The sequence below is a fragment of the Paenibacillus camerounensis genome, from assembly GCF_000723885.1.
In the GTDB taxonomy this organism is placed as follows: domain Bacteria; phylum Bacillota; class Bacilli; order Paenibacillales; family Paenibacillaceae; genus Paenibacillus_AQ; species Paenibacillus_AQ camerounensis.
Genome location: NZ_CCDG010000105.1, coordinates 18,444 through 31,584 on the forward strand (window position 1 = coordinate 18,444; position 13,141 = coordinate 31,584).

At 54.0% G+C, this 13,141-nt stretch carries 9 protein-coding genes; all 9 read left to right on the plus strand.

The window, feature by feature from the left end; genetic code table 11:
• Positions 1-98: 98 nt before the first annotated feature.
• Entirely contained in the window at positions 99-1,715 is a 1,617-nt protein-coding gene (locus BN3772_RS28885) for an ABC transporter substrate-binding protein (protein WP_042203959.1), read from the plus strand.
• Complete coding sequence (locus BN3772_RS28890) at positions 1,712-2,701, plus strand: ABC transporter permease (RefSeq protein WP_244444867.1); 990 nt, start codon at positions 1,712-1,714, stop codon at positions 2,699-2,701. Before BN3772_RS28885 ends, BN3772_RS28890 begins: the two co-directional genes overlap by 4 nt.
• Positions 2,698-3,564, plus strand: a complete 867-nt coding sequence (locus tag BN3772_RS28895; protein ID WP_086074817.1) for an ABC transporter permease — start codon at positions 2,698-2,700, stop codon at positions 3,562-3,564. Before BN3772_RS28890 ends, BN3772_RS28895 begins: the two co-directional genes overlap by 4 nt.
• Positions 3,564-4,334, plus strand: coding sequence for an ABC transporter ATP-binding protein (locus BN3772_RS28900; RefSeq protein WP_042203960.1), 771 nt, complete (start codon positions 3,564-3,566; stop codon positions 4,332-4,334). The genes BN3772_RS28895 and BN3772_RS28900 overlap by 1 nt, the downstream gene beginning before the upstream one ends.
• On the plus strand, positions 4,325-5,110 hold the full coding sequence (locus tag BN3772_RS28905) for an ABC transporter ATP-binding protein (RefSeq protein ID WP_042203963.1): 786 nt from the start codon (positions 4,325-4,327) through the stop codon (positions 5,108-5,110). Before BN3772_RS28900 ends, BN3772_RS28905 begins: the two co-directional genes overlap by 10 nt.
• Positions 5,094-6,161, plus strand: a complete 1,068-nt coding sequence (locus BN3772_RS28910) for a pyridoxal-phosphate-dependent aminotransferase family protein (protein ID WP_042203964.1) — start codon at positions 5,094-5,096, stop codon at positions 6,159-6,161. The genes BN3772_RS28905 and BN3772_RS28910 overlap by 17 nt, the downstream gene beginning before the upstream one ends.
• Complete coding sequence (locus BN3772_RS28915; RefSeq protein WP_042203966.1) at positions 6,154-7,371, plus strand: amidohydrolase family protein; 1,218 nt, start codon at positions 6,154-6,156, stop codon at positions 7,369-7,371. Before BN3772_RS28910 ends, BN3772_RS28915 begins: the two co-directional genes overlap by 8 nt.
• A gap of 902 nt (positions 7,372-8,273) precedes the next feature.
• Complete coding sequence (locus tag BN3772_RS28920; protein WP_042203968.1) at positions 8,274-12,305, plus strand: glycoside hydrolase family 10 protein; 4,032 nt, start codon at positions 8,274-8,276, stop codon at positions 12,303-12,305.
• Between the two features lie 265 nt (positions 12,306-12,570).
• The gene (locus BN3772_RS31460) at positions 12,571-12,726 is read left to right on the plus strand and encodes a MerR family transcriptional regulator (RefSeq protein ID WP_244444868.1); all 156 of its coding nucleotides are present in this window, start codon (positions 12,571-12,573) and stop codon (positions 12,724-12,726) included.
• Positions 12,727-13,141 lie beyond the last annotated feature (415 nt).

Here is a 13,141-nt window from a genome sequence, read left to right on the forward strand (position 1 = left end):
TCTGGCATTATGTGAATTTTGTTTGACAGGGGGGTTAGTATGGGCCATAATACAATCCATACTAAACATATAAGGTTTATAGGAAGGGGAGTTCAGATATGCAGTTTACGTCTTCTATCAAAAAATCGTTATGGTCAGGAACAGTGGCAGTTCTATTAATGGCGGTGATTGCGGGATGCTCCGGACAGAACAATACACCTGCTTCCGGCGAAACGGCCCAGCCAAGCGCAGGTCAGACAGCGGATGCGGGCAACAGCACCGGCGAGCCGGCGGCGGGAGGAACCTTTGTTTACGGACGGCCTGCTGCAGTAACCTCATTTGATTTGCATAATCAGATTACCTCAAACAATGCTTTTGCGATTGATAAGGTTTTTGAATCCCTGGTTGCCTTTAACAGTGAAGGGGAAATCGTAGACTGGCTGGCTGCCTCCCATACCATCAGTGAGGACGGATTAACTTATACCTTTGTGCTGCGCGACGGTCTGAAGTTCTCTGACGGCAATGCTGTAACAGCAAAGGATGCTGTATTCTCGCTGGAGCGCCACCTGAAGGTCGGCGGCCCGCTGGCCATTGCAGCCAAGGTAGACAGTGTGACTGCGCAGGATGACAAGACACTGGTAATTAAGCTCCAGGAGCCGTATACACCATTCATCTCAGAGCTGTCCAACTTCTCGAACGGAATCATCCCGGCCGATTTCGGCGGAGTTACAGAAGAAGAATTCTTCAAAAAGCCAATCGGCACCGGCCCGTTCGCCATCGAAGCATGGGACCCTGCAGGTGATGTGACGTTCGTCAAGAACACAAGCTACTGGCAGGAAGGCAAGCCGGCGATTGACAAGCTCGTCTATAAGCTGATTCAAGACGACAGCCAGGCTATTAACCAGCTGAAGGCCGGAGAAGTGAACGCTATTGAGGCAATTGCCCTGCAGAACGCTGAAGAGCTGAAGAATGGCGCAGATACCGCTGTAGTAACTAACGGCAGCTGGGTAACAGAGCAGTTGTTCTTCAATACACTGGATGTGCATTTCAAGGATGTGCATGTCCGCCGCGCGCTGGCACTGGCACTGGACCGTGAAGGCCTGACCAAGGCGCTGACCTTCGGTTATGCCAAGACGGCAAACTCCCTGCTGCCGACAACCATTCCTTACAATGCGAATGACACGATAAAAGCGCTGAACTATGATGTAGAAGCTGCCAAAGCCGAGCTGGCTAAATCTGCATTCCCTAACGGCTTCAGCACCAAGCTGCTGGTGGCCTCCGGCAACAGCACAAGAGCCCAGGAAGCGCAGATTATTCAGGCGGCAGGCCAGGCGATCGGCATCAAAATTGAGATTGAATCCATTGAGCTGGCTTCCTTCCGTGAACGGTTCTTCGCTTATGATTTCTCTGCCATGCTGAACAGCGGCCAGGCGGATTCACCGGAAGCGAACTCGATTCTGGCTTTCCAGACTGATCCCGAAGGCTTCAGTAAATCGTACTGGACACATTATACCAATGACGAAGTAACCAAGCTGCTGTATGAAGGACAAAAAACGGCAGACGGCGATGCCCGGGCCGAGATTTACACCAAGCTCCTGCAGACGCTGGCCGATGAAGTGCCTTACATTCCTCTTTACTACCCTGACATTCTGATCGGCGCCCGCTCTTCGGTAGAGGGACTTACCGTACTGCCTAACGGCAGCGTCCGCTTTGAAGACGTGCGGATTGGTCAATGATGATGCCGGGCAAGCTGCAAAGTTCTGCAGCAGGTAATCGTACATCCTACAGATGGCTGACGGCGGCTCTAATCAGAGCTACTGTCGTTATCCTCTGTGTGATGACCGCTGTCTTTTTTCTGATCCGTATCGTTCCGGGTGACCCCGCAAAAATGATTCTGGGTGAATACAGTACTCCGGAAGCGATCGCAGCCATGCATCATACACTCGGGCTGGATCTTCCGCTGTGGGAGCAGTTCATCCGGTTCGTGAAGCTGCTGTTCACCTCCGGCGATACCGGCAATTCCATTATCTCGGGAACCTCAACACGGGTGCTGATTGCCGAGCGTGCACCGGTAACCATGCTGCTGATTCTGATAGCCTGTGTCATTGCTGTAGTGATTGCCCTTCTGCTTGCTACGGTTGCTGCTACGAATAAGGACAAGCTGGCGGATCATCTGATCCGTATTTTTCCAACGATTACTCTGGGTATGCCAATCTTCTGGGTTGGCATCCTTTTCATTATGCTGCTTAGTGTCCGGCTCGGCTGGTTTCCTGTCGGCGGCGTAGGCAAAGGCTGGTCCGGCATGCTGTACAGCCTGACGCTTCCGGCGGTTACGGTCGCTTTTTCCCAGATTCCAACGCTTGTCCGCTCTTTAAGGGCGCAGATGCTGGAGGTGCTGGAGTCCGATTTCGTAGTTACTCTGAGGGCTGCACGCATTCCCGGCCGGGTTATTTTGTTCAAGCATGTGCTGCGCAATTCGGCACTGCCGACGCTGATGCTGCTGGGAGTTAACATATCCTATCTGATTGGCGGCACGCTGGTTGTTGAGCAGGTGTTCGGCATTAAGGGCATCGGCAGCCTGCTGTTTACTTCCATTTCAAACCGGGATTTTCCGGTCATCCAGGGAATTGCGCTGTATTGTGCGGTTTCGGTGGTGATTATCAGCCTGCTGGTGGAGATTGCAGCCAAGTGGCTTGATCCCCGGACGAAAGGATCACGATGAAAAATACAACAGCTTACCCTGAACTGCAGACAGACAGAACCGGGTCTACCCTGATCCGGCGGATTCTGAATACCCCGTCCCTGCTGGCAGGAAGCATAATGTTCGCTGTGCTGATCCTGCTGGCTATTTTCATTCCTTACATCAGCCCCTATAACCCCACGGAGCAGAATTTAAGCGCGTTTTTACAGCCGCCTTCCGCCGCGCACTGGCTGGGAACCGATCAGCTGGGGCGGGACCTGTTCACCAGACTGATCTATGCTGCCCGGACTGACCTGACCATTATGGTGCTTGCGGAGATTATCCCGTTTTGTACCGGGATTTTTCTGGGAATGGTGGCAGGCTACTATGGAAAATGGGCCGATAACGTCATCACCCTGATTACGGATACGTTTATTGCCTTTCCATTTTACCTGATCGTCATTATTGTGGCCTTTGCCAGCGGGGCGGGCCAGCGCGGAATATATATCACTTTTATTCTCGTCGGCTGGATTGTGTTCGCCCGGGTGGTCCGCGGGCTCAGTGCTTCATTCCGTGAACAGGAGTGGATTGCTTCGGCTCAGACACTGGGGTTATCCGGCCCACGCATCATTCTGCGGCATCTGCTGCCAAATGTGCTGCCGCAGGCAGTAGTTGTGCTGATGACGGATATGGTCGGCCTGCTGGTTGCAATTGTCACGCTCGGCTATCTCGGCATTGGTATCGCCCCGCCGACTCCCGACTGGGGAACGATGATTGCGGACGGGCAGTCCTTTATCTCGACCGCCTGGTGGCTCTCGGCAGTGCCGGGCTTCGCCGTGGTCTACACGGGGATTGCCTTGTCGCTGGTGGGTGACGGGCTGGCAGATCTATGGAGGAAAAAATAATGGCTACAACACCTGTTTTGGAAATAGAGGCCTTGACGCTGACTGCCAAATCGCAGGAGGTGCTGGTCAAGGACGTCAGCTTCTCGCTGCAGCAGGGCGAGAGCCTGGGCCTGGTCGGCGAATCGGGCTCCGGCAAATCGCTTACGCTGCGGGCGGTGCTCGGCCTGCTGCCGCGCGGTGTGCAGCAGACAGGCGGAGTAATCCGGGGTACGGCGGACAGCGCCATGGTATTCCAGGACCCCAGGGGGGCGCTGGACCCGCTCTGTCCGGTGGTTAAGCAGGTAGCGGAGGTAGTGTACTACAGACAGCGGCTGAGCCGCAAAGCCTCGCGCGCCGCGGCGCTGGAGCTGCTGCACATGCTCGGACTGCCCGAATCCCTTCGTAAGGCAGACCGGTATCCAAGCCAGCTCTCCGGCGGCCAGTGCCAGCGGATCGTCATCGCAATGGCTCTAGCCTGCAAGCCAGGCATTCTGCTCTGCGACGAGCCGACTACAGCGCTTGATGTCACCGTGCAGAAGCAGATTATGGAGACGGTGGGCCGGCTGCAGCAGGAGCTGGGGTTTGCGATGATTTTTGTGACGCATAACCTGGCTGTTGCCGCCGCCATGTGCTCCAGGCTGGCCGTGATGAAAAAAGGTGAAATCGTGGAGCGCGGCAGTACGCTAAGTGTTCTGCAGAGCCCGCAAAATCCATATACACAAATGCTGATTAACTCGGTGCTGCCTGTGCCGGAGCTTGTGGCTGAAGGGAGCGGTGCTTCATGGACTTAAGTCTGCAAGTTAACGATGTGACCGTGCGTTACGGCGGATTTACGGCGCTGGACAATATCCGGCTTGAGGTGCAGCAGCACACCACCCTCGGCCTTGTCGGAGAATCCGGGTCGGGCAAATCTACCCTTGCGCGGGTAATTGCCGGTCTAATTATCCCGGATCAGGGCCAGGTTCTGCTGGGGACAGAGCCGCTCTCCCGGAAACGGACCCGTGAGCAGCGCAAAAGCATCCAGATGATCTTCCAGAATCCGGATGCATCGCTTAATCCCAAGCACTCCATCCGGCAGATTCTGGCCGAAGCGCTGCTGTTCCACAAGATCGTGGGCCGCGCGGAGGTGGAGAAGCGATCCAGGCAGCTGCTGGAGCGTGTGCAGCTTGAAGGAAAAGCGCTGGATAAATATCCGCATGAATTCTCGGGCGGACAGCGCCAGCGGATTGCGATTGCCCGTGCACTAAGCGTAGAGCCCAGCCTGCTGATTGCCGATGAGCCGACCAGTGCGCTGGATGTATCCGTGCAGCTTAATGTGCTGGAGCTGCTGGGAGCGCTCAAATCAGAGCTTAATCTGACGATGCTGTTTATTTCCCATGATCTGGGCGTAATACATGCTGTAAGCGATAAGGTTGCCGTCATGCGGCAGGGAAAGCTGGTTGAGATCAGCCCGAAGGACAAGTTCTTTAGCCGTCCGGAAGCAGCCTACAGCCGTGAGCTGCTGTCCGCGGTTCCCCAAATGCCGACTATGAAATCATCAGGAGGACTACATGAACCAAGAACATAAAGGATATGTGCCGCTGACACGCACTGAATTCAGCACGTTGACCAGCCAGCTTTCCCGGCTGCTGTCTACTGAACATCCTCCGGTTATTATTCCGGCTGAGGCAATTCTGGGTATTGAGGCGGTAGCTGCAGGCATATCTGCACCGGGCCGCACGTTTATTAATGTTGTAACCGGACCTTACGGCAGCCTGTTCGGCCAATGGCTGGAGCGCGGCGGAGCAAGAGTAGTGGAAGTGAAGGTTCCGTTTGACGAAGTGGTTCCGGCGGAACAGGTTGCTGCAGTTATTGAGCGGGTTAAGCCTGATGCGCTTTCCTTTGTGCAGGCTGAGGTTGTTACCGGCGGTTCAAATCCGGCAAAAGAAATCCTGCGTATTGCGCGCAGCCACAACCTGATCACAGTAACGGACTCCGTTTCGGCAGTCGGCGGGGAAGAGCTTTTGGTTGATGAGTGGGGCGTTGACTTCGCCGCTGTCGGTGCGCAAAAAGCGCTGGGCGGACCCAACGGGGTCAGCGCGGTCAGCATATCGCCGCGCGGCTGGCAGTTCCTGGAGTCCAATAAGCTCGCTCCGCGTAACTCTATTCTGTCTTTGCTGGATCTGAAGCCGTCCCCGGATGGCACAGAACCGGTACGTGTCCCGCCTAACATTCCGGCGCTGGAGGCCAGAGCACTGATTGAAGCGCTGGCGGCGGTTGAGCAGGAGGGGCTGGATCAAGTCATCCGGCGCCATGAGACAGCGGCAGCCTCGGCCATTGCCGGCATTAGGGCGCTGGGGCTAGAGCCTTGGCAGAAGGACGGCGGGCATTATTCCACGCTGACGACAACCGTCCGCATTGGCGGGGATCAGCGGCTTAGAATTGCGCAGCCTGTTGGAATTGTAGCTCCCGGAGACGGTGAGCTTAACGGCCGCCTGCTGCGGATTAATCATTTTGGTGTGAATGCAGGCCTCGGCAGTGTTGAGAAGGCTATTGAAACGCTGGCTGAACTGCTTGAACAAGACGCAGCTACAGCGCTGCAGGCGGTCCGGGCAGCATGGGGGAATGCCCATGCTTAACAAACGTCCGGAGGCGCTGGATTATACAGCAATCCGCATCGCGGGGATTGAAGGCAAGCGTTACGATATTTCCATCAGAGACGGCAGATTTACGTCTGTGAAGGAGTCGGAGCCAGGGGAGGAGATTGAGTCCTTGGACCCTACAGAGCCATTTGCACAGCAGGGTCTGGATCAGCCGGCAGAGCCTAATCAACCAGAGTCCGGTCTCTGGATCAGTCCAGGTATTATCGACCTTCATACACATCTGGCCTGGACGGACTTTGACCATGCAGATCAGCTGAAGCGCGCAAGCAGTGAGGTGGAGGCCATGCAGGGGGCGGCGTTTGGAGCTACCCTGCGGACCGGTGTAACGACTGCACGGGACGCCGGCGGTATTACACCGCAGACCATCCGCCATCTGGTCCGGAACTATGGGAGCCCGCTGAGGGTTGAGACCAGCAGTGAAATGCTGGGTTCAGCCGATGCGCTGGGAACAAAGTTCCTGGAAGGCCGGCTGGCCGAGATTTATGCTACCGGAGCAGGCTGGGTTAAGATTATGGCAACCGGAGGCCTTGGTGCACCAGCAGAGAAAGTGCTTGAGCCTGTATTCTCTGAAGAAGAGTTCAACTTCATTGTCCGCCATGCCCATGCCAATCAGATCAAGGTGCTGGTCCATACCTGGGGCGGGGTAACCATTGACTGGTCTATCCGGGCCGGGGTCGAATCGGTCGAGCATGGAATGTTCCTGACTCCAGACCAGGCAGGAAGGCTGGCCGAATCGCGGACTGCCTATGTGTCTACGGCGTCAATCTACCGGATTGCCGCCGATCCGTCCGGCGTGCTGGCACTGCCTCCGGTGATCCGCGACCGAGCTGCCCGTGCTGCGGAGGCGCACTCCCGGGCCATCGGCTATGCCCGAAGCGCGGGCGTCCGCCTCGGCTTTGGCACAGACTATGCCACTCCGTTACTGCACGGCTACAATCTGCAGGAATTGGATACGCTGCTGGAATACGGACTGACCCGCGCGGAGGCGTGGGGATCCGCTACCTCCGGTGCGGCTGAAATCCTCGGGCGAGGCCATGATTTAGGCCGGATTGCCGAAGGATACCTCGCCGATGCCGTAATCTGGAACGCCGATCCGTTCCGGGCGCGGGATGCCGGTGTGCTGCGGGAGAGCATTGTGTCCGTAATAACGGGGCAGAGTGAGGCAGAACTGGCGGGTGGGAAATAGGAAGTTTTAGCTAGCTCTTATAGTGGAGTTTCGCTGGGCCGTATAACTGAGGTTATACGGCTTTTTGCTGTTGCAGGTAGGAGGCAGGCTGATGGGTGGGAGATAGGCAGCATTTGCTGTTAGAGTAAAATTGGACCTGGCCATATAACGAAATTTATATGGCTTGTTGATGTGTGGTTGGTTAGCGAACTGGTGCTGGTGCTGCACTACCCTGAAATGGTGAGCTGGTCAAAGAGAGCGGCGGAATGTATGCTGGGGAGCTTTATTTTGTCGGCATATTATGTTCAAAGGTTGGTTAGTGTTCTGTATGCTAATTTAAAGTAGAGTTCTGTTTATTAGCGGAAAGTGGGTGGAAGAGGAGGGACTTGAGGTGTTTGGTGATGAACTTCCGCCGGGATGAGGGTTCCTGCATAACTAAGTGGATTTTCGTCACCTAATTCTTCTGATTCTCTTGATTTCCAAGGATTAATTGGAAAAACGACACTTAATTTAGCCCCAACTCCGGCTTTAGGCGCAAATCAGTAAAATTAAGTAGCATTTTTCCACATAGGTTCCCCAAAAGCGGTGTCCACCCGAGAATTAGATGCTATTTTTCCACTTAGCTTGCTCAGTAACTCCTCCTACACTGGTAAGTTCATCAAAGCCCAAACATTCTCTGAAGTCCCAGCTATATCAGCTAGTAAAATCACTAACTAACCTATATAGAACCTCAAATCCAGTCCGCCTCTCTCCAGCTAATTCAAATGTTATATAAAAAGTACGGTATCATCTTTAGTTTGGAGAAAGACAGTGATTTTGCGGGTATGCTACGATTTTGCTTGAGAAGGGGGGCTGTTCAGGAAAGGTTTGTAAGCGCTTAACTTAAAGGCAGGTACAAATTGATAAAAAGAGGAGTGCAGTGCATGAGTAGAATGTTCAAGCGGGTCTTCCCGGCAATATTAGCAGCCAGTCTGCTGTTACCGTTAGGCTGGGCTGCTCCCGCAGCGCAGGCATCCCAAGTATCCCAGGCTACAGAAACGGGCCAAGCGGCAGCAACAACGGTTTATCATGAGACCTTTGCGGGTGGAGCCGGTAAAGCCGGCCAATCCGGCGGGGCCAGTCTGGCTGCGGTTAACGGTATCCTCTTCGACGGTAACACTGACGGTGCGGCGCTGTATGTAAGCAACAGGGTGAACAACTGGGATGCGGCAGATTTTAAATTCAGCGATCTCGGACTCGTTAACGGGGAGACTTATACAGTAACTGCCGTGGTATACGTTGACGCCGCTGTTATTCTGCCTGAAGGCGCAAAAGCGGCACTGCAAACCGTGAACAGCTACGGGAACTATGCTGAAGCAGCCTATGAGGCGGGCAAGGCCGTTACACTGACTAAGGAATTCATAGCAGATACGTCAAAGGATCAGGCGCTGCGCATTAATTCCAATGAGGCGGGCAAAGCCGTTTCGTTCTACATCGGAGACGTGCTGATTACCGGTAAAGCAGCCTCAGGCGGCGGAGAAGAGCCGGATAGAGACCCGGCATTACCGTTCAGCACGATTACCTTTGAAGATCAGACCGGAGGCGGCTTCACCGGCAGGTCGGGAAATGAGACACTGACGGTAACGGATGAAGCAAACCATACGGCAGACGGATCTTATGCCTTGAAAGTGGAAGGCCGGACTTCAACCTGGCATGGTCCAGCGCTGCGAGTAGAGAAGTATGTGGACAAAGGCAGCGAATACACCATCTCTGCCTGGGTCAAGCTGATTGATCCGGCCAGTTCACAGCTTCAGTTGTCCACACAGGTAGGCAACGGCAGCAGTGCCAATTATGTCGCACTCTCCCCCAAGACCATCAATGCCGCTGACGGCTGGGTGAAATTTGAGGGCAGCTACCGCTATAATAGCGTGGGCGGCGAGTTTCTGACCATTTACGTGGAGAGCTCCAATAACGCTGCCGCATCCTTTTACATTGACGATATCAGCTTTGAGCATACAGGCGCGGGTCCCATTGCCATCCAGAAGGATCTGGTTCCGCTGAAGGAGGCGTACCGGGATGATTTTCTGATCGGGAATGCTATTACGGCCGAAGATCTGGAAGGGGTACGGCTGGAGCTGCTGAAGATGCATCATAACGTTGCCACGGCAGGCAATGCGATGAAGCCGGACGGGCTGCAGAATGTGAAGGGCGAATTTACCTTTAGCGCAGCGGATACGATGGTCGATAAGGTGCTGGCAGAAGGCATGCAGATGCACGGTCACGTCCTGGTCTGGCATCAGCAGTCGCCGGTGTGGATGAATACAGGCAAGGATGGGGAGGGCAATAGCGTACCTTTGGGCAGGGAAGAGGCCCTTGTGAATCTGCGGACCCACATCCGTACTGTGATGGAGCATTTTGGCGATAAGGTGATCTCCTGGGATGTCGTGAACGAGGCGATGAATGATAATCCGGGGAATCCGGCCGACTGGGAGTCGTCGCTGCGCCAGGCCCCGTGGAAAACCGCAATCGGAGCAGATTACATCGAACAGGCTTTTCTGGCGGCACGGGAAGTGCTGGATGAGCATCCGGAATGGAATATCAAGCTGTACTACAATGATTACAATGAGGACAATCAGAATAAAGCCCAGGCCATTTATAACATGGTAAAAGCACTGAACGATAAGTATGCGCTTAGTCATCCCGGCAAACAGCTGATCGACGGTGTCGGTATGCAGGCGCACTACAACGTAAACACCAATCCGGAGAACGTCAGGCTTTCACTCGAAAAATTCATCTCCCTTGGTGTGGAGGTAAGCGTCACGGAGCTCGACATTCAGGCAGGCAGCAACTATGAGCTGTCAGCAAAGCTGGCCGATGCCCAAGGGTATCTGTACGCCCAGCTTATGAGCCTCTACAAGGAGCATGCTGCGAATATTGCACGAGTCACCTTCTGGGGGATGGATGACAATACGAGCTGGAGAGCCTCGGCCAATCCGCTGCTGTTCGACAAGAGCCTGCAGGCGAAGCCGGCATATTACGGGGTTATTGATCCGGTAAAATATATAGCGGAGCATCAGCCGGATACGACGGACGCTAATGTATCTAATGCGGTATATGGCACACCGGTCATTGACGGTACAGTAGATGCGCTCTGGGCAGGTGTACCCGAGATGCAAGTTAACCGCTACCAGCTGGCGTGGCAGGGGGCAACCGGTATAGCCAAAGCCCTATGGGATGACCAGAATCTGTACGTGCTGGTTCAGGTCAGCGATGCACAGCTGGATAAGGCAAGTGCGAATGTCTGGGAGCAGGATTCAGTTGAGATTTTTGTGGATCAGAATAACGGAAAAACCTCGTTTTATCAGGACGATGACGGCCAGTTCCGGATTAATTTTGATAACGAAACTACCTTTAATCCCGGCAGGATAGCGGCAGGATTCACTTCTGCAACCAAAGTAACAGGAACCAACTATACGGTTGAAGTGAAAATTCCGCTAATCAGCGTTACTCCGGCCAATGCTAAGAAGCTCGGCTTCGACGTGCAGATCAATGATGCAAAGGATGGCGCGCGGCAAAGTGTGGCCGCATGGAACGACACCACCGGCAACGGGTATCAGGATACCTCGGTATACGGTGTGCTTACACTTACTGGCAAGCCTGATGCACCGGAAGTGACGCCAACGCCGACACCGGCGCCAACGCCGACTCCGACTCCGGAAGTTACACCAACACCGACAGCTACTCCAGCGCCGGCTGCGATTCCCGGCGGTACCAACAGTATGGCTGCGCCAAAGCCTGTTGTTTTGGAGAGCAAGGATGGTGTGGTGACGATAAAGCCCGAGGTTACTGGTACCGGCGGCGGGGTTAAAGCAGCCGTCTCTGCCGATAACCTGACGAAAGCCCTTGAACAGGCGCAGCCTGGAATTGACGGGCTTAAACAGATTGTAATCGAGCTGCCTGAACAGAGAGATGCCGCTGCCTATGAATTACAGCTTCCTGCACAAAGTCTTAAAGGGCAGGCAAACTTCGTACTGCTGGTAAAGACGGCAGCAGCCTCAATTGAGATTCCGGGTGATGTACTATCCGGTGCAGCGGCAGATACGGAGTACGTATCTCTCCATGTAAAGCAGGCTGTCAAAGATAGTCTGTCCAGCGCAGCCCGCAACCTTATAGGTGAGCGTCCGGTTATTGAACTGAGCCTGACGGCAGGCGGCAAAGCGATTGCATTGGGCAGCCTGGAAGCCCCGGTAAAGGTTGCCATCCCATACACACCTGCTCCGGCGCAGCTTGGTAATCCGGCAGCCCTCATTGCAGGTCAGCTGGGAAGCACGGGCGGCCTGGCACCAATTCCGAACAGCCGCTATGATGCGGCCGGCGGATCACTCGTGTTCCATATTACCGGTTCCGGCACCTATGCAGCTGCCTATAACTCAGTGAGCTTCACAGAGCTGGAGAAGCTGACATGGGCTAAAGAGGCTATTACAGCCCTGGCAGCGCGCGGCGTCGTGCAGGGAACCGCTGAAGGCAGCTTCACCCCGGCAGCACCCGTGAAGCGGGCCGACTTTGTCGTAATGCTCGTCAAAGCGCTTGAGCTGAAGGGAACCGGCTCCGCTGCTTCCGGCTTCAGCGATGTCCCGGCTGGTACAGATTACAGCAACGGGCTGGCTATAGCACAGCAGCTTGGCATCATCAGCGGCTATGCAGACGGTACCGTCCGTCCTGACAATCCGATTAGCCGTCAGGAAATGATGGTGATTGCAGCGCGGGCACTAAAGGCTGCCGGTAAAGAAGCAGCCGGAAGTAATAGCCTGGCTGCTTATCCGGATGCATCGCAAGTCGCCGGATACGCCGCAGACAGCGCATCCCTGCTTGTTGAGGCCGACGTTGTGGCCGGCAAGAACGGCCTGCTGGCCCCGGGAGATACACTTACCCGCGCGGAAGCGGCGGTGATTGTGTTCCGGATTTGGGGGCTGTGAGACATCTGGCTACTGGTCAGCATAAGTATTAACAAGTGTATACTAACAAGCCGCAGGGGTTGATCCTCTGCGGTTTTTTTAATGAAATCAGCTCAAAGTGCTATGGGCCTCGCTGGTTAGCTCCCCTACAACTACACAATTGATATACCCTGTAACTCCTGTAACAAATATATGCATGATCATATCCTCCTTCAGTAAATGACTGCTGCAATAGATTAAGCATAAAATATGAAGTGATTTCTAAGAAAAGTGGTCTGAAGGAGAAGTGATAATAAAAATTCAATATTTTGCAGACAGAATGGGCCTAACCATTCATACAATCCATGTTTATGAGAAGGATGGCTTACTGGATAACCGTCATGTCCGCCGGGAGAACAACAATTACCTTAACTATTCAGAGGGAGCCGTCGAGTGGCTGTAACTGATCAAGAAGTTCCAGTCCATCGGATACTCGCTGGTTTAGCTGAAGGAGATTCTGCAGGATCACGACACCAACGGATGCACCAACCTGTAGGTTATTGAGTGGATCAGTGGCAACAAAGAGGAGAATGAGCGCAATGACCAGAGGGTGGTCACTCTCAACTGGATGCTGGAGTACCGGACTCTGCTTATAAGCGATCCGCAAAAGACCAGGATATAATGGAGGATGACGTGAAGGTGATCCGAGTGATTAGTTAATTCTCCTTATTTCTAGGGGAGACGGTTGGGAATTAGGAAGATAATTTGTAGAAAAATGTAATGAATTAAAGGAATATTACGGAAAATGACGAATAACTAGTTTAAGTGAAGAATGGGTATAACGACTGAAAGATTATATCCTAATAACTCAGAATTAT

What these genes read in the sequence shown, in the direction of transcription:
- BN3772_RS28885 (WP_042203959.1), top strand. Translation starts at nt 99, where the DNA reads ATGCAGTTTACGTCTTCTATCAAAAAATCGTTATGGTCAGGAACAGTG.
- BN3772_RS28890 (WP_244444867.1), top strand. Translation starts at nt 1,712, where the DNA reads ATGATGATGCCGGGCAAGCTGCAAAGTTCTGCAGCAGGTAATCGTACA.
- BN3772_RS28895 (WP_086074817.1), top strand. Translation starts at nt 2,698, where the DNA reads ATGAAAAATACAACAGCTTACCCTGAACTGCAGACAGACAGAACCGGG.
- BN3772_RS28900 (WP_042203960.1), top strand. Translation starts at nt 3,564, where the DNA reads ATGGCTACAACACCTGTTTTGGAAATAGAGGCCTTGACGCTGACTGCC.
- BN3772_RS28905 (WP_042203963.1), top strand. Translation starts at nt 4,325, where the DNA reads ATGGACTTAAGTCTGCAAGTTAACGATGTGACCGTGCGTTACGGCGGA.
- BN3772_RS28910 (WP_042203964.1), top strand. Translation starts at nt 5,094, where the DNA reads ATGAACCAAGAACATAAAGGATATGTGCCGCTGACACGCACTGAATTC.
- BN3772_RS28915 (WP_042203966.1), top strand. Translation starts at nt 6,154, where the DNA reads ATGCTTAACAAACGTCCGGAGGCGCTGGATTATACAGCAATCCGCATC.
- BN3772_RS28920 (WP_042203968.1), top strand. Translation starts at nt 8,274, where the DNA reads ATGAGTAGAATGTTCAAGCGGGTCTTCCCGGCAATATTAGCAGCCAGT.